Annotated in this window: 15 protein-coding genes and 2 pseudogenes; 8 read left to right on the forward strand and 9 right to left on the reverse strand. The window is 39.7% G+C overall.

Annotation, left to right across the window (positions count from 1 at the left end):
- Positions 1-13: 13 nt before the first annotated feature.
- From AC3RV5_RS13415 to AC3RV5_RS13425, 3 genes and pseudogenes are all read right to left on the reverse strand, one after another.
- The gene (locus AC3RV5_RS13415; RefSeq protein WP_489728140.1) at positions 14-1,192 is read right to left on the reverse strand and encodes a vWA domain-containing protein; all 1,179 of its coding nucleotides are present in this window, start codon (positions 1,190-1,192) and stop codon (positions 14-16) included.
- On the reverse strand, positions 1,192-2,028 hold the full coding sequence (locus tag AC3RV5_RS13420; RefSeq protein WP_489728141.1) for an AAA family ATPase: 837 nt from the start codon (positions 2,026-2,028) through the stop codon (positions 1,192-1,194). The genes AC3RV5_RS13415 and AC3RV5_RS13420 overlap by 1 nt, the downstream gene beginning before the upstream one ends.
- Positions 2,029-2,461: 433 nt before the next feature.
- A pseudogene (locus AC3RV5_RS13425) lies at positions 2,462-2,557 on the reverse strand (AAA family ATPase); the annotation flags it as partial.
- Positions 2,558-3,161: 604 nt separating this feature from the next.
- On the opposite strand from AC3RV5_RS13425, the pseudogene AC3RV5_RS13430 reads away from it, so the two are divergent.
- The 8 genes and pseudogenes from AC3RV5_RS13430 to AC3RV5_RS13465 all read left to right on the forward strand — a co-directional run.
- A pseudogene (locus tag AC3RV5_RS13430) lies at positions 3,162-3,352 on the forward strand (IS3 family transposase); the annotation flags it as partial.
- 609 nt (positions 3,353-3,961) lie between these two features.
- Entirely contained in the window at positions 3,962-4,252 is a 291-nt protein-coding gene (locus tag AC3RV5_RS13435) for a hypothetical protein (protein WP_489728142.1), read from the forward strand.
- Between the two features lie 3 nt (positions 4,253-4,255).
- Positions 4,256-5,356, forward strand: a complete 1,101-nt coding sequence (locus AC3RV5_RS13440; protein ID WP_489728143.1) for a glycosyltransferase family 4 protein — start codon at positions 4,256-4,258, stop codon at positions 5,354-5,356.
- Positions 5,334-5,885: a putative colanic acid biosynthesis acetyltransferase gene (locus tag AC3RV5_RS13445; protein ID WP_489728144.1), complete on the forward strand. Its 552-nt coding sequence runs from the start codon at positions 5,334-5,336 to the stop codon at positions 5,883-5,885. The genes AC3RV5_RS13440 and AC3RV5_RS13445 overlap by 23 nt, the downstream gene beginning before the upstream one ends.
- On the forward strand, positions 5,882-7,111 hold the full coding sequence (locus tag AC3RV5_RS13450; RefSeq protein ID WP_489728145.1) for a WcaI family glycosyltransferase: 1,230 nt from the start codon (positions 5,882-5,884) through the stop codon (positions 7,109-7,111). The genes AC3RV5_RS13445 and AC3RV5_RS13450 overlap by 4 nt, the downstream gene beginning before the upstream one ends.
- A gap of 52 nt (positions 7,112-7,163) precedes the next feature.
- On the forward strand, positions 7,164-8,279 hold the full coding sequence (gmd, locus tag AC3RV5_RS13455) for a GDP-mannose 4,6-dehydratase (protein ID WP_489728146.1): 1,116 nt from the start codon (positions 7,164-7,166) through the stop codon (positions 8,277-8,279).
- 129 nt (positions 8,280-8,408) lie between these two features.
- Positions 8,409-9,371 carry a GDP-L-fucose synthase gene (gene fcl / locus AC3RV5_RS13460; protein WP_489728147.1) on the forward strand — a complete coding sequence of 321 codons (963 nt, stop codon included), beginning with the start codon at positions 8,409-8,411 and terminating at the stop codon, positions 9,369-9,371.
- An 83-nt stretch (positions 9,372-9,454) separates the two neighbouring features.
- Positions 9,455-9,910 (forward strand): GDP-mannose mannosyl hydrolase, encoded by a 456-nt coding sequence (locus tag AC3RV5_RS13465; RefSeq protein WP_489728148.1) that lies wholly within the window; start codon positions 9,455-9,457, stop codon positions 9,908-9,910.
- Between the two features lie 110 nt (positions 9,911-10,020).
- Here AC3RV5_RS13465 and AC3RV5_RS13470 read toward each other — a convergent pair whose 3' ends face one another.
- From AC3RV5_RS13470 to AC3RV5_RS13495, 6 genes are all read right to left on the reverse strand, one after another.
- A complete protein-coding gene (locus tag AC3RV5_RS13470) occupies positions 10,021-11,109 on the reverse strand; it encodes a glycosyltransferase family 2 protein (RefSeq protein ID WP_489728149.1) in 1,089 nt (362 codons plus the stop codon).
- Between the two features lie 2 nt (positions 11,110-11,111).
- Positions 11,112-12,701 carry an alkaline phosphatase family protein gene (locus AC3RV5_RS13475; protein WP_489728150.1) on the reverse strand — a complete coding sequence of 530 codons (1,590 nt, stop codon included), beginning with the start codon at positions 12,699-12,701 and terminating at the stop codon, positions 11,112-11,114.
- Positions 12,702-12,933: 232 nt separating this feature from the next.
- A complete protein-coding gene (locus tag AC3RV5_RS13480) occupies positions 12,934-14,043 on the reverse strand; it encodes a polysaccharide pyruvyl transferase family protein (RefSeq protein WP_489728151.1) in 1,110 nt (369 codons plus the stop codon).
- Between the two features lie 147 nt (positions 14,044-14,190).
- Positions 14,191-15,057, reverse strand: a complete 867-nt coding sequence (locus AC3RV5_RS13485; protein WP_489728152.1) for a glycosyltransferase family 2 protein — start codon at positions 15,055-15,057, stop codon at positions 14,191-14,193.
- A 199-nt stretch (positions 15,058-15,256) separates the two neighbouring features.
- A complete protein-coding gene (locus AC3RV5_RS13490) occupies positions 15,257-16,003 on the reverse strand; it encodes a tyrosine-protein phosphatase (RefSeq protein ID WP_489728153.1) in 747 nt (248 codons plus the stop codon).
- A gap of 6 nt (positions 16,004-16,009) precedes the next feature.
- Positions 16,010-18,241: a GumC family protein gene (locus tag AC3RV5_RS13495; protein WP_489728154.1), complete on the reverse strand. Its 2,232-nt coding sequence runs from the start codon at positions 18,239-18,241 to the stop codon at positions 16,010-16,012.
- Between the last annotated feature and the right edge of the window lie 38 nt (positions 18,242-18,279).

The following is an 18,279-nucleotide window of genomic DNA, read 5'->3' on the forward strand; positions in this document are numbered from 1 at the left end:
CTGTTATACCTTTTCACTTTTTGTTTAATGCTTTGATACCATCACTGATGCCATCGAGTGTTAAGGGAAACATGCGTTTCTCCATTAATTCCTCAATAAGACCAATCGAGGCATAATAGTTCCAATACTTTGGCTGCTGCGGATTAAGCCAGATAGCCTGTTTGAAATGTGTCAACAGACGCTGCAGCCATATAGCACCGGTTTCTTCATTCCAATGATCCACGCTCCCTCCGGGATAGGTGATTTCATAGGGACCCATAGTGGCATCGCCAACAAAGATTAACTTATAGTCAGCGCCGTATTTGTGCACCACATCCCAAACCGGGATCACTTCCCTATCACGCCTTTTGTTGTCCCGCCACACCCCTTCGTATACACAATTATGAAAATAAAAATATTCCAGGTGTTTAAACTCGGTGTGCACCGCAGAAAACAACTCCTCACACACCTTTATGTGTGGATCCATCGACCCGCCTACATCGAAAAACATCAGCACCTTAATGCTGTTGTGTCGCTGGGGCATCATGTGAATGTCGAGTAACCCGGCATTTTTTGCGGTACCCGCTATGGTCCCTGGCATATCCAGTTCGTCGCTGGCGCCGGTACGGGCGAATTTACGCAATTTGCGCAAGGCAACCTTGAGATTACGGGTTCCGAGTTCCACGTCACCGGCCAAATTTTTAAACGCTCGCTTCTCCCACACCTTGGCCGCAGAGAAGTTACGATTGCCGTCCTGACCAATCCTTATGCCTTGTGGATTGTAACCGTTGGCACCAAAAGGAGACGTACCACCCGTGCCTATCCACTTATTCCCCCCCTGATGACGTTTCTGCTGCTCGGCCAAACGCTCCTTAAGGGTTTTAAGCAACTCATCCAGACCGCCTAATGCCTGGATCCTGGCTTTCTCTTGGTCACTGAAGTGCCGTTCAATTTCCTTGCGTAACCATTCATCAGGGATATCCTGACCAAACAGGTCAATACTTTGCACCCCCTCAAAATAATCTGCAAAGGCCCGATCAAAATTATCATACTGACTTTCGTCTTTGACCATACAAAGCCGCGCCAAAAAATAAAATTCGTCCAGGTTGGCAAACACCACGCCAAGCTCCAGTGCTTTGAGCAAATCCATTAATTCACTGAGGCTAGTGCTGACCTTGTAGTCTCGAAGTTTAAAAAAGAAATCGACCAGCATTAACGACGCGCCATGAATACCAGTTTTTCAAACAAGTGAATGTCTTGCTCATTTTTTAATAACGCTCCGTACAATGGCGGGATCGATTTTTTGCCGTTTTTATCCTGTAACACTTCAGGAGAAATATCTTCGGCGACCAGTAATTTTAACCAATCAAGCAATTCTGACGTAGAAGGTTTCTTTTTAAGGCCAGGCACATCACGCAAATCAAAAAAGGATTGCAAGGCCTGATTAAGTAAATCCTTCTTTATATTGGGAAAATGCACATCGACTATTTGACGCATTTCTGCCTGATCGGGAAACTGAATGTAATGAAAGAAACAGCGACGTAAAAATGCATCGGGCAATTCTTTTTCATTGTTTGAGGTAATGATCATCACAGGACGCTGGGCGGCTTTTATGGTCTGACGGGTTTCATAAACGAAAAACTCCATCTTATCCAACTCCTGCAGTAAGTCGTTGGGAAACTCTATATCCGCCTTGTCAATCTCGTCAATTAGCAACACCGGTCTTTGACCGGCCTCAAACGCCTGCCAAAGTTTACCCTTGATAATATAATTGCTAATATCGTGAACCTTGTCATCTCCTAACTGGGAGTCGCGCAAACGCGAAACGGCATCGTATTCATACAATCCTTGTTGGGCTTTGGTGGTGGATTTGATATGCCACTGGATCAGCTCAGTCCCCATACTTTTGGCCAACTCTTCGGCCAGCATTGTTTTACCCGTGCCCGGCTCACCTTTTATCAGTAGCGGGCGTTCAAGCGTGATAGCCGCGTTGACTGCAAGTTGCAGCTCGGTGCTGGCAATGTAATTTGTTGTTCCGTTAAAAGACATCAAGACCTCAATTCATTTATTTATACTTAGGCTCTATTTATCGCCTATGGGGAAAATATAACCGGCTAACATTACACTACAACAACCCTGTAAAATCGTACAGCAGGCGTCATTGCAGGACATCAATAGACGACTAAAGTGAACAATTTACCAATGATTATTTTTTAGTGTGAACTATTTCCATACGATATGGCGAAAAAGTACTTTGAATTTGCCCACTTCGCCGTAATCTACCTGCTTAATACCAAAAATGGTATCAGACAGAAACGTGTTATCTAACAATGTACAATAATGCCAAGCAATTTTCATTGCTAGCAAACAAGTAGCACAAAAAAAGCTTAAGGAAGTTTTATGCAAGTTTATGATGACAATTCATTAGCCATTGGCCCCCCTGGTTAAATTAAATCGCCTAACGGATGGCAATGTATATACCAATAGTTTTACCAGTTCCAGGTTCATCTTTTACCAACAATGGCTTCCCAAGAGTTATAGCGGCGTTTACTGCAAGCTTTAGTTCTTGGCTTGTCATATATTTTTATGGGCCGTTAACCGACACTAAATACCTCAATCATTAATTTTATACAGCATGTTAAAGCATGCACTAACTGTTTAGATGTTCATTATGACCTTTCATGTAAGGTTGAAACAAGTTCAATCTGATACTGTGCGCATGATAATGAATATTTTATTATTCCCACAAAGAATATAAATGGAGAGTTTATACGAAGAAAAATATTCCAAATAGTACTACTTTGACTATGCATTTTTTTAAAATGCAAGTCATTATTAACCCTCACAACTTTAGAAACTGGAGAGTTTAATCTAGTTTACATTTAGCAGTCCTCCACTTTTAAATATTACAGTTAATTTATTTTTTGATTCAACAGCTATTTCTTTGGCCCTAATACCAGACCTCTTGATATTCACGAACACAGAAAAGACAGCCATTTTAAAAGATGCATACTACAAGGTGGTGTGGTTTCGCCATGATCATCAAATATCATGCTCAATGAATTTGACCAATATTTGTATAATATTCACTTTGGGAAGAAAACGCGCAAAGGCGGTTGATATTGAAAACTTACCAACCAAGATAAATGCCCTATTGCAATAGAAGAGAACCGACAGTGGCTACCTGCTGCCGCTATCAGGCTTGGTTAACTGATGAGAATGCCTTAATAGCCGACTGGTTGATATGCATGACAGACAATCAACGCAACTGGGGGCTTTGGTTTGTGTTTTTTTGTACTTACGCAACGTTAATAATTATGGCTGGATCCACAAACACGTATATCGTATTTACCCAGAGCCGGAACTAAACCTTCTATTACCTGATACAACGCCTGCATCCAGGTAATAAAGCATTGGCTTAGCTGCAACAGGTCAATTTTGGAGGCAATACTACTAATCGATAAGCACAATGACATTTTTTATATGAACCTAAAGCTCAATTTTCCCTACATGGCCTTGCACATAAAGGTTTTTTTTGATTGCCTAAGGAAGATCCTGCACTATAATGGGTAGAGTTCGCCGTAATTTAGAGCAGCATTTTTTGGGTAATGGCAGGGTTTGTAGAGAAAGTCAGATTAAATCTAGTCAATCCAATAGTTTAACTTTGTCGGCATGCCTTTTGCTGGTATAGAAAGTAGAGAGAAAATAAAAAATAATAAGGTAGGTGTTAACTAAAGTTTCAATGTTGAAATTAAGGATGTATAACAAATAGCCCTAACATTTTTTGTTGTTACCCAGCATGTTTGTCTCAGACAAAGATTTAGCTTGGCTTGCAGTTTTGTTCGATATTGTCGTGCCTTTTTCAGGATTGTGAAATAGTAAAACACTCAATAACGGAACACTCAACACTCAACACTCAACACTCAACAAAATATTGTAGTACACATAATATTTGTAAAATGTGGTTATAGGGAAATATAACATGTTACAAAAAAACGGTATTATTGAAAATCACACCAGTAAATTCGCCACTTTTTATCAGCTCACAGATCTCGTTTTTATAAAATTCCCTTTGGTTTTAGCCTTGTCCATTTTTCAAACAGGGTATTCACACGAAATTTTTATCCTTCTCCTCATTTCTATCATAGGTTTTTCTATCTTTGCTTTATATCGCACACCGTGCGATGGCGGCTTTATACAAATAAGTTTTTATACTTTATTATGCGGGGCATTTTATTTTGCATTTGTCTTGCTTTTAAAATTATGGGCGTAATAAATGATTTTTTTGTTAGACCTCCCAACCCCAATTCATGGTATGTCAAATGTCAATTTAGCAATGACCAATTTAGCTAAAGGTTTTGGCTTAAAACCTAAAGTAATAAACACTGTGCCCTCTTATGCATCATCAATTTTCCCTGGAAAAACTTGGAATACTTTAAAGGCGTTACATACATTTTATTGTTATATATGCTTAGGTTTCTCATTACTATTAAGCCGAAGAGAAACAGTTTATCGCCCTATAAATGGAGGGGTTGGCCAAGTATACGATCTAATCTATATTTTGATTTCACACCTATTCGGTGCCAAATTATATATTCACCATCATTCATTTAGTTATCTAAATAGCAAAAGCCGTTTATTTACAATATTAAACAAATTCGCTGGACGCTCTGCAACACATATTGTCTTGGGTGAAAAGATGGCTGATTTGCTACAATCACTTTATAGCATTGAAAAAAGTCGGATTAAGGTAGTCTCAAACCTAGCTTTTTTCGAAAACGAAAAAATCTCTTCTTCAGAATCATTAAAGGTTTTAAGCATAGGGCACCTGGCCAATTTATGCACTGAAAAAGGAGCCGGTTTATTTATTAACATCTGTGAACAACTTGCAAGCCTTGAAGTAAATTTCATTGCGAAAATTGCGGGCCCATTTAGCGATAAGCATACAGAAAATATTATCTTAGAAGCCATTGAGAAAATCCCTCAAATTGAATATTTTGGTCCATTGTATGGAGAAAAAAAACTATCATTTTATGCCACACTAGATTGTTTCATATTTCCTTCAAAATATAAAAATGAAGCTGAACCCTTAGTATTATACGAAGCCGCTATGCATGGCGTTTTTTTGATTGGTACCCAGCGCGGTTGTATGCAAGAGGTTATCGCCAGATTGGGTGGGTACTCAGTAAACGAAAACGACCACCCCGTAGAAAACATGGTCAGTGCAATTCAGCAAGAATTCCAAAATAGCGAGCTGATAAATGATCAGAAGATAAAACGGGCGGATAAGTTTAGGGACGAACAAGTGAAGTCAAAAAATACGGTTATTTCACTAATGGATGAAATGAAAAATCATGAACTATCAAAAACTCACTAAATTCCAATTACCTAATGGGTTCAGAGGCCGCAATACAATTCAGGTTCAACTTTGGTGGTTAGTTCAGGCGACCCTGTTCAGTTGGTCACCACAATTTGCCTACCAATGGCGAAACTTTTTGTTACGTTGTTTTGGGGCAAAAATTGGCATAGGGGTCATTATCCGGCCAACCGTAAGGATTACTTATCCGTGGAAATTAGCGATTGGCAAGCATTCCTGGGTTGGAGATCATGTCGAGTTATATACATTAGGGAATATCACACTTGGTTGTAATGCGGTTGTCTCTCAACAATGCTATTTATGCACGGGTAGCCATGATTATCTGTCTGAAGCTTTTGATATATATGCATTGCCAATCGTCATTGAAGATGAAGCCTGGGTTGCAACCGACGTTTTCATTGGTCCGGGGGTTAGAATTGGAAAAGGCGCAGTTATAGCAGCCAGGAGCTCTGTATATAAGGATATGCCCGATGGCATGATATGTATGGGCAATCCTGCCAGACCAATCAAAAAAAGAAGTAAATTATGAAGCTACTTTTAACCAGCATCAATTATTCGCCTGAACTGACTGGCATCGGTAAATACAATGGCGAAATGTGCCCAGAATTAGTAGACCTTGGTATTCAAGTATCTGCAATAGTAGCTCCACCTTACTACCCCGAATGGAAGTTGCATAATGGTTATGCAAAACACTGGTACCGTACGGAAATAGTTAAGGGAGTAAACATTACTCGCTGTCCCCTTTATGTACCGAAGGATATTACCCTAATCAAACGACTGATTCATTTATCTTCATTTGCTTTTACGTCAGCATTTGCATTGTTTATTAAATTATTCTCAAAACCTGACGTAATTATTTTGGTACAACCAACTTTATTTTGTGCACCCTTCGTTTTACTTTTAAGCAAGCTGTGTGGTGCAAAGACGGTTATGCACATACAGGATTATGAAGTCGATGCCATGTTTGGTCTAAATATGATGGGTGATGGTAGATTGGCTAGTTGCACTAAAGCCATTGAAAAGTGGCTAACTAATAAATTCGATGCAGTTTCAACTATTTCATACAGCATGATCAATAATGCCAAACTTAAAGGTGTAGAAGAAAGCAAGATAATATATTTTCCTAATTGGTCAGACACAGCTTTTGTAACACCGGAAACAAATGGTGATCGGCTAAAACAAGAATGGGGATTTGAGGCTTCTGATGAAATTATTCTATACGCTGGCAATATTGGCGAAAAGCAGGGACTCGAAATGGTGCTCGAAGCAGCGAAACATTTTGAAGGTTCACCATCAGTAAAATTTGTTTTAGTCGGAGTAGGTGCTCGTGTTGAATATTTGATGAAGCATGCCGTCGAATTAGAGCTAAACAACTTACATTTCAAGCCACTTCAACCTTGGGAGCGTGTCCCGGAGATGTTGGCCTTGGCAAAGATCCATTTAGTAATGCAAAAAAAAGGCGCCGCTGACGCAGTTTTACCCTCAAAGTTAAGCAATATATTATCCGCTGGTGGTCATGCTTTGATTACCGCTGAACCTAACACTGAACTGACTCAGTTAAGTCAACGTTTTCCAGGTATATTCAGATGCGTAGAACCAGAGAATACTGATGCGTTCATCTCGGAATTAAAGTCAATTTTAGCCTCAGATATAAGCGCCCATAACACCATTGCCAGACAGTATGCTGAAGACTATCTGGCAAAAGATAAAATACTCAATAAATATGTTGCTGATCTTAGAAAACTTATTGCATAACGAGCTCATCTGGCAAAGATAAAATAATTTAAATGGAAAATAAGGGAATATTATGAAAAAAGCACTGATAACCGGCGTAACAGGTCAAGACGGTTCATATCTGGCAGAATTTTTATTAGAGAAGGGTTATGAAGTACACGGTATTAAACGCCGGGCTTCATCGTTAAATACGGAACGTATTGACGGCATATATCAAGATACTCATGACGATAATGCTCGGTTTTTTCTGCACTATGGTGACCTAACCGATTCATCCAGCCTTACTCGTATTATACGTGCAGTAGAACCAGATGAAGTCTATAACTTAGGTGCACAATCTCACGTTGCGGTATCCTTTGAATGTCCCGAATATACTGCTGATACAGATGCCCTAGGTACGCTACGTATTTTGGAGGCAATTCGCTTTTTGGGCTTTGAGAAAAAAACACGTTTTTATCAGGCCTCTACTTCCGAATTATATGGTGAAGTACGGGAAATACCGCAGAAAGAAACTACCCCATTTCACCCTCGCTCGCCTTATGCGGTAGCAAAGATGTATGCCTATTGGATCACTGTTAATTATCGTGAATCATATGGTATGTATGCCTGTAACGGTATTTTGTTTAACCATGAATCTTCACGTAGAGGTGAAACCTTTGTCACGCGCAAGATTACCCGGGCCTTATCAAACATTTCTCAGGGTTTGGAGAAATGCTTATATTTGGGAAATATGGATGCACTACGTGATTGGGGTCATGCAAAGGACTATGTGCGTATGCAGTGGATGATGCTACAGCAAGAATTCGCAGACGATTTCGTGATTGCAACGGGCAAACAAATTTCTGTACGAGAATTTGTACGTTTAGCTGCAAAAGAATTAGGTATCACTCTGGCTTTTTCAGGCAGTGGTGTCGATGAAATTGCAACAGTCGCAGCAATAAGTGGCGACATTAATCAAGCCGCTGCGGTTGGAGATGTTATCGTTAAAGTTGATACAAAGTACTTCCGCCCGGCTGAGGTTGAAACCTTATTAGGCGATCCAAGCAAGGCCAAGGAAAAGTTGGGCTGGGTACCAGAGATTACAGTAGAAGAAATGTGTGCAGAAATGGTCGCAAACGATTTGAGTAAAGCTAAGCAACAGACCCTGTTAAAAGGCAATGGTTACCATGTAAACGTTTGTCATGAGTAGAGATAGTTTAATATTTAGTGGGCAATGCCCTCGAAAAATAACTTAGCACATGGAATTCATGAATGTGTTTTAAATGTTAACGATAAACAACAATCGTAGGCCTGTGGCATTTTATAATAGGAAATATATATGAAACGAGTATTTGTTGCTGGCCATAACGGTATGGTTGGCTCAGCTATTGTTCGCCAATTGGCTGCGCAGTCAGGTATTGAGCTGGTATTACGCTCACGCAATAAGTTGGATTTACTCAATCAACAAGATGTTCATGACTTTTTTAAATCTGAGAATATCGACCAAGTATATTTAGCGGCGGCAAAAGTAGGTGGGATCATGGCCAACAATACTTATCCCGCTGAGTTTATTTACCAAAATTTGATGATACAGTGCAACCTAATACATGGGGCACATTTAGCCGATGTGCAGGATTTATTGTTCTTGGGATCTTCATGTATTTACCCTAAACTTGCCGAGCAACCCATGCAAGAAGCAGCGCTGCTAACTGGCCCACTTGAACCTACCAATGAGCCTTACGCGATTGCTAAAATTGCCGGGATTAAGTTGTGTGAGTCCTATAACAGGCAATATGGTCGTAATTATCGCTCTGTAATGCCAACCAATTTATATGGGCCTAATGATAACTTTCACCCAGAAAATTCTCATGTCATTCCCGCTCTGATACGCCGTTTTCATGAAGCTAAGTTAGCTCAGGCGCCCGAAGTAGTTGCGTGGGGCTCAGGTAAACCTATGCGCGAATTTTTACATGTTGATGATATGGCTGCAGCATCCATTTATGTTATGGGGCTTAACCAGTTGAGCTATGCCGCAAATACTCAAGAAATGCTTAGCCATATTAATGTTGGTACAGGGGTTGAGTGTACTATTCGGGAGCTGGTTGAATCCGTATCCAAAGCCACTGGTTTTGAGGGTACTATCTCTTTTGATCAAACTAAACCGGATGGTGCCCCCAGAAAACTTATGGATGTGTCTCGTTTGAAAAATTTAGGTTGGGAATATTCAATCAACCTCGAGCAAGGTTTGGCTAGCAGCTACCAATGGTTTTTGCAGAAACAGGGCGATTTCAGAACATCATAAGAAACATGTATGCACCTGATATGCTTTATGAAAAACCACAACAACATTGAGTTAAAAAGCACCACTCAGGTTAATTAGGATTTATGACATTTTTAAATAAACAAACATTTTCTAGTGTTATAAAAAATACACCTTTGGTATCTATTGATTTGGTGGTTAAAAATCGATTAGGGCAAGCTTTGCTTGGGCAACGACTCAATCGACCCGCACGATACCTATGGTTTGTGCCAGGAGGGCGGATATTAAAAAATGAATCAATATCTGCAGCCTTTAAACGTTTAACCTTAGCCGAACTGGGCCAGGAATTTGAAATAGAGCAAGCAAGTCCGCTTGGGCACTTTGATCATTTTTACCCTGATAACGTTTTCGGCGATAGTTTCTCAACCCACTATGTCGCATTAGCGTATGAGTTAAGACTAGACAACGAGTTAACCGCACTCCCTTTAAATGTGCAACATGGCGAATATGAATGGTTTGATATTAAATCTTTATTAGCTAATAATTATGTGCATATAAACACTAAAAACTATTTTAACTAAGTAACCTGTGTTTTGGATGATTTCCCTAACTATTTAATAGCAATTTATAAATCATATTTTGGGTGATGTGAATGTAAAACAGGCCAGTTAAAAAAAACTTTTTCAATATCTTACCTTTTTTCATTGTCTGAAATCTCATCTAAATCGTCAACATCAAATCTAATATGTTTGGTATTTGTGAGTTTCATGTGCTTTGTAAACAGTCTGGAGATTTTTTGTGTAATATTCAAGGTAGAGTAGCGCAGCAACAGAGTAATCGCACTAGGGTCCTTCGCGGTGTCTCTTACCAATAATATGAGTGCTCTCTTAGGATCGCGGCAAACTTCTCTGAAAAAGTCACGATAATGACCATGTTTGAGTGGTTCAACTAATCTCCTGAAATGGATATAAACCTCAATTTCATGGCCTCGCTTTTGCATAAATTCTAGCTCTCTGGCTTCAGATTTAGCATCAAATAGGGATATATAGCGTTGGTGCATATTTTTCCATTCAATAAAGCTGTTTATGTTAAGGCGCTTAGTCAAGCTCAGCACACCATCAATACGATAGTTGTAAAGAGGCTCGGTCACATAAATCATACGCTTTTCATGCTTTAAACATTCTAGTAAAAAATAAAAATCTTCACCCAGGGTTAGTCTTTTGTGGTGGTCATAACGAATTTGATGACGGTCCAGTAATTCGCGTCGGATCATGGGTTTCAATAACCCCAGATTGCGGGAACTTCGACTAATTCGGTCACCTTTAAAATAATCCTCAATAGTAAGGGTTTTAACTAAAAGATTATCACCTGAAGTCAGTAAATTTTTACAGTTCCCGCTTTCAGCTATAATAAATCGTTGATTATCGGCGGCAAGGTCTAAACCAAATTTATTGGCTGCCGCAATTAACCGCTCTAGCCTCTCAGGCTCATACCAATCGTCGGCATCTAAGAAGGTGACCCATTCCCCGCGAGATTGAGCGATACCCATATTTCGGGCATAACCCGGCCCACTATTTACTGGACAACGTAAGTGGCGGACACGGTTATCTCTAGCTTTCAACGATATAATTACGCTCATCGTGTCATCCGTTGACCTATCTTCAACTATGACGACTTCAAGATCACTAACACTCTGCTGCAACACAGATTGAACGGATTTTTCCAGGTAGTTCTCTGCATTAAATGCAGGGATGATCACTGAGACTAGTGGGACTGCCATATCTAGACCTCACCTTTAGTAAAGTGTAATTCATCAATTTTTTCACCGCTGGAATTATCATCCTCATTTAACAGGGCTCTGATAATCTGCCCATCGGTATGATCCAACTTCACAGAAAACAATTCTGCGATTGTAGGGGCAAAATCTTCTGTCTTTACATTGTATGACAATTTTTGTTGTTGCCAATCGCTAGCCAGAGCAAAAAAACGCCCTTTAATTCTGTGGTCACCGGTTCGGGTTTGCATATCAATTCCCAGGCAATCTACAATTCCTACCTTTGCAGACTCGAGATAGTTGATTGGGTGTGAACGATTCCAGGTTACCAGAAGGTCGGGCAAGCCCGTCAAAAATGGGCCTGGGTAAAGATCTCGTACCTGAATAACTTCTCGTACGGCAAGTTCGTCAGACTCTGGATTTTTGAGCTTGTACATTTCACTGGTTAACTCCGCACACAAGACCTCGTAATCATCCGCAGAAACAACCCCTTGCGCCTCCCTCCCTTTGAGATTAATGCGAATACCGGCAGTGCGATCATTTGCGTAGACTTCAAAAAAGCGTCGGCCTTCGCGGTTTGGCTGAAAACCGTCATTGGTTAGTCTTTTTCTGAAATTCAAAAACGGTTTTCTCATGTATTCTGGCATGACACGCCAAACACTGCGACTTAGGTTCATCAACAAACCTGCACGCGTAGCGACGGATTGATTATCCAAGCGTGCCAGTATTCTGTCCAATACTCGAGTTGCCGAGTGACGGGGTCCCATACCATGGCTTAGATACAAGATTACTCTGGCGTTGTTTTTTGTTTCTTTCACTAATCGCCCGATGGCTTGGTCTAACGCAATGTAAATATCTCGTAGTGGGTTTCCTGCGGCCTTCGCTAACTCAGCATTATGTAAATCATGATTGGGATCATGCAAGTGCCAGCAACGATGACCGGCACAATGTGCTTCGGTGAATACCGACATAAAAAAATCCCAAGGCTCTTGCTTCCATAGATGAAGAATCATATCAGTCTTTTTTTCAATTCGTTCGCGGTATATACGTCGAAAAGCATCCACATCCTCCAGGGTATCCATGGCGAAAAAATCACTTGATCGGCCTCCGGCAGGATCAGGCCCAAAGCGTTCTTCAATTTCCACAGCAAGCTCCGGTGGGTGGGTACGCAGATGCAGGAAATTGCCCCCTCCAGCAGGAACATGGCCAGCTCGGTCAACAACTTTGATACCATTAATACTATCGACCGGATAATTGTAGGGCGCGTCAATCACCGCACAACGTTTGCCTGCCTGACTTAATGATGCCCAGATAGGAGGCGTCGAATCTTTCTCTGGGTGATAGGACCTATGTTCATAATCGTCTGAATTAAAGAGTCTTGCTCCGTCATATTGCCCCATTCGACCGGGCCGAAGACCGAAATAAAAACTAGGCCAAACACTTCCAGCTTCAAATCCCTTGGGAGTGTCTATGTCCCCATACAAGGATGATTTCAGTAACTGATTGAAAGTCGGTAAATAGCCCTCTGCAACCCATTGTTCAACTAAATCCTTGTCAGCAGCATCCAGACAAACAAAAAATACTCTGGTTGACGTCATTTATAATCACTCCCTAACTTAAACAATATGTAATCGCTCCCTCTAACCTAAAAACTCCTCAGCCGTTCTTGGTACTGATTCTCATAATTTACTAGTGACAGTAAATTATGAGATTGTTATTCTCACCTAATGTAGATGGAAAACCCTATTCAATCGATTCGTGATTTGAATTTTAAGGATATTTACAGATTATTTCCATCAATTAATTGTTAAGTAATGAACATTACAAAAATCACTTAACTATACTATCCATCAAAATAAATATTTCGTTTACCTTGGATAAGACAGCGCTGTTTATTTTTACTATATGATGATCTCTATTTGATAGCACCATTTGCAAAAAAATATCGAAGTTTTCATCATTTTTGTCTATATCGTAAATTAGCTCATTCAGTCCCATTTCTTGATAAATAGCAAAGATTTTGGCATCCATAGAGTAACTGCCTATACAGATAGGCAAAGTCCCTAACATCATTGCTGGCAGTAACACGTGAAGACGATTACTAATGACTGCTTTTGCATCTGCCAAATGTTCCGCTGCTTTATTCAAATCATTATATTCTTCAGCGAGTCTTGCAGATATACCATTGGTCTCCAGATAAGACTTAAGATTGCTCTGCTCCGCTGAGTCAAACGTCACCTGCGAATAACATAATATATCACTAAATATTTTAGCTGCCTGTAAAGGTATATCATTATATACTGCCGCCTCATAATGCTTGCTAGATTTAGGGTAACGTCTATCGCCTCGTATGGAAAACACCACTTTATCTGAGAACGCAAAACCTCTTGACTTGGAACTTAGCTGTTTATAAGCTAGAAAACTCATATCGGGAACTACAGGGCAAAACCTTCTAGCAAATGGCAATAACTTTCTTTGACTATTCTCATCTCTCACGCAATAGACTTTAAATACTAATGCACTTAACGACTCGATAATCCTGGCTAGAATACCCATATTTCCGTGAGAAACGCCAACTCGAAATGTATATACGCCCCTCATACGTAAATACACAGATACCAGCAAAACCAGAATTTTTTTAATTTTCAAATTCCCTAAATGACCTGGTGATAAAACCACGGCATTTATAGCGAACCCTTTAAGTAAGCTTGTAACATAAAATCTTTTTGTCTTAACTGAATATCTGTCTGGGTCACTCGATGCTTTAATCGCATCTTTACCTGCTACTGCATACAAGAATTCATCAGGCATGCCCTGCTCTTCAATAATCACAGTTGCATCTTTACCCAACCATTTCACTAGTTGCTGGTTAATTAACAAATCACCTAGGTTTTGATGTTGGGTAGCCAGAGAGTACACATATATATTAGTGGTGTTCATTACTGATATACCTTATTCTTTTGATAAATAATTTCCTTATTACCCATAATGATTAACCATTTATAACAAGCGATATGGCGTCGCTGGGTTGATGAATACTGGGATGTGCTGGGTATCCAAAACCGATTTTTTATCGCGGAAAAGTAGTCACTCGAAATTGGCTCTCTTGGGCTTTTTTAGAATAGTCCTATATATATTTGACAGTAGTAATAAAACTCTCTTACCCAGGTATTTATTAATATAAAAAAGTAAATACGCTACATATAGTTGATATACTAAAATCCAAGAAGTATTTCTAATATTATTGATTTTACGAGCCAATAGTGATTCTTTATATGTGGTTACTCGATTTTTAATACTGGTCGATATTCCACCTTGTCCCATGAAAATACTAACCCCTTCGTATTTATCGATTTTATTTACATTTTTTTCGATACACCGCAACAAAAATTCGTAATCACCAGCAATTCTAAATTTCTCATTAAAACTTCCATAGTCATTAAAACAAGTTGCTCTATGTACGCAACCGGTATGAGGAAAAAGCATTGCATTGAGAAAATGTTTACGATAGTAGCTAATGTCTTTGGTGCCAAGAATTTCTATTTTCTGCATCGATTTGACATTGTCAACCAACTGCGCCTCAGGAAATACAAAAAGAGTTGATTCAGAAACATTAAGCAAAAATCTATAAATATTGCTCAGTGTATGTGGACCTGATAGACAATCGTCTGAGCCTAAGAAAAGAATCCATTTACCGTTAGTATGTTTTAACGCTTTGTTCCATGCATCATAAATGCCTTTATCTGGTTCAGAAATATAGTAGTTTATTAAATCACTGTACTCACTAATTATCTCTGGCGTTTTATCAAAAGATTCACCGTCGGCAATGACTACTTCAAAAGTTTTAAATATTTGTGCTTTGATGCTATCAAGACAAAGCGCTAATGTATCTTCTGAATTATATGTGGCAATAACTATTGTAAAAAAACACTCTTTAGATAATATAACGTTCATAAGCTTCCTTGTGGCAAGTTTAACCGATTAACCGATTAACATTCAGTGGGATGTCCCTCAAGTAATGATTTAGGAATATACGCATAATTTATTCCAGCCTGTCTAGGATATATTTCTTTATCAACTTAATTCTAGTATATGATATATGCCAAATTGATCTTATCCAGTGCAACGAAACCTTTTTAATTACATATCTGACTCATATTGATCCACTAGAATATTGATGGCTATTGTTATTAGTAAGTGCATTTGGCATTGATGTCACCAAAGTTTCGGCTTCATGTTTACTTAGTATACTTACCGCACGATTAAAACCCTTTGCTAAATCAGGGGCTCTGCCTTTAGTATTATGACAGTCTGATGCTATTGCACTAACCTGTCCGGCTATTAACAATTGCTCCGCCATAAACTGCACGTCTGCACCAAATTTACCTATTAGACTGCTCGCTGTAATTTGTAAATGACACCCCAAATCTACATAAACTTGTAACTTTTTCCTCTGGGCTAAAAAATTGCTATTCCGCTCAGGGTGCACGATTACGGGTAGGTAATCTTTTGCTATTAACCACTTAACTAAGTTTTCACTTCCAAATGGTATATCGCCACGTGGGAACTCCAATAAAAATATCTTTTGTCCTTGGTATATACCTAGACAAGGAATGGTATCGGCCACCGCCATTGCCATAATATCCGGATCAATGCGCAGTTCCGCCGCCAACAGCAACTTAATCGGTAAATTTTTGGCATCTACCTGCTCTCTAAAGCGCATAAAGCTTTGAACCAAATTTTCTCGATTGTTATCAAATCGCCCTCGATGAATATGTGGTGTTAATACTTGTGTCGTTACCCCTGAATCAAATGCCATTTGCAACATTGTCAGGGCTTCTAGTAGGTTGCGAGCGCCATCATCAATGCCAGGTAATATATGACTATGTATGTCTATCATTTTATATTAAACAGCAACAGGAAAGGACTCATCATCCTTGCCGGGCTTGATCCCGTAATATTCACCTGTTTGAAAGTGATCACCGTAGTAACTCATTTTTTTCGGGTCAGTTATGGTCAACACTGCACCAATGACATTGGCATTTAGTTTTTGTAGGCGCGATATCGCCTCTTTTGCAACTTTCACCTTTGTTGCTCCGGCTTTGATGGCAAATATGACACCGTCAACTTTGTTCGCCAATATGCAAGAGTCACTAACGGGCAAGGTTGGTGGGCTATCAATAATAATATATTCATAGTGTTGCTTAAATCTAACTAACAGTTCCTCGAATTTAATAGACGACAACAATTCGAGTGGATCATGAATGATTTTTCCTGATGTAATTACGTTTAATTTTCCATCATTTACGCTGTGTACAATATCTTCTTGACAAGTAACTGAGGCCCTTAACACATCAGTTAACCCCAACTTCGATTTGATACCGAAACTTTTTGCGATACTGGGTTTGCGTAAATCCACTTCAAGCAACAATGTTTTGCCCAAATTACTGAAAGAAGTAGCAAGGTTCATTGCCAGGGTTGATTTACCCTCGCTATCCACTGCTGACGTAACTAAAATAGTTTTAGGTGGATTAGCGATATTGGATAACAACAGACCCGTTCGAATTGTATTGATACTCTCAGCAAAGATTGAGTGTGAATCATGTAAATATTGGGTTTCCGGTATTACACCCTGCTTTTTCTCTTTCACGATCGATGTAATGCCAAGGGCTGGAAGGCTTAACTTTTCTTCAATAGCGTCTGTTGTTTTAAAGGTGTTATCTAATGCTTCACGCGTGAAAGCTAAAGTCATGCCAAAAATGAGTCCAAATATTATTGATAAAACCAAAATTAATTTTATATTGGGTTTGAAGGGCTTGTCTGGGACGGTTGCACTATCAATGATGTGCACATTTGACACTTTATATTCGCTAACTCTAGTGGCTTCTAACAAGCTTTCCTGGAAATTTTCATAAATGCGTCGATTGTTTTCTACATCCCGTTCCAAACTCACCAGAGAGAAATTTTTGGTTTGCAGTGCTTGAATATTGTTTCGATTTTGGACAATAAACTTTTCAATATTAGCGACCTGAACTTGGGCTAATTGATACGCTTTTGCAATGTTTTCTACCACTTTGTTGACTTCGACCGCCAGGTTATCTGTGGCGCTTGTTAACTCAGAACGTGCTGCAATCATCTTAGGGTGTTTCTCCCCATATCGTTCAAGTAATTCATTAACACGCTGAGACAAGCGAGCTTGCTGTTTTACCATGTCACTGGTCGTGCTGTTTTGTAAAACAGGGCCCAATGAATACAACTCTCTGGCGTCAGCCTTAACATTTTTGACTGCAAAATATTGTTCTTCTGCTGCACTTAATCGGGTTTGTGCCTTAATGAGCTCAGTGTTCAGAGACTGTAACTGGTTATTGAACAATTTTTGTTGTTGTTCAGTATTAACCAGTCCCTGCTGAAATTGATATTGATTTAGGCTAGCTTCAGATTTTTGTAGCGCAGTTCTTAACTGATTCGATTGCTCGCTTAACCATGTTTCGGTATTTCTCGCTTCATCTAAACGAGTTTCTAAGCCAAACTGGATATAGGCTTCAGAAATAGCATTAACGATAGCTGCCGCTTCCAATGGGTCTGGCGAAACATAACTGATGTTAATAATTTGACTTTGTTTACCACCACTTACCTCAAGCTTTTCCTGAATCTCCAAAGCCAGCTTAGTCCGTAAATTTGCGTCACTAAGAGGAGCAGTATTAGCATTTCCTCCGTCAGTTACGGATATATCTAGCAGTCCAAGTGTGTTTAGAACTGTATCAACGATTCCGCGCAACGGATCGGTAGATTCAGTGTATTTTCCGTCTAGTGGGTATTTATCAACCATCTCCAGTTTATCCACAACTGTTTCCGCAAGTTTGCGCGAGCTAATGATTTCATGCTGTGTTTGATAGAATAAACCGACCATGGCAGGCGTGATATTTTGCTCTTCCCCTTTAGCATTTGGCGGCTGTGGATCGGCCAATATTTTGCCCGACGCTTTATAAATAGGCTCTGAACATGACGCAATCCCCCCCCCTATAATGACGCAACACATGGTTATGGCAAAAATACTCCACTTAGCCCGTTTTATGGTGTTCCAATACTGAGGAAGGTCAATAACTTGCTCTTCTGCCTCGGTGCTTTTCTCATGCATGGGAGTTCCTCTGAATATTCTTTCTGCCACTACATCGT

The organism is Paraglaciecola sp. IT1134 (assembly GCF_058068185.1).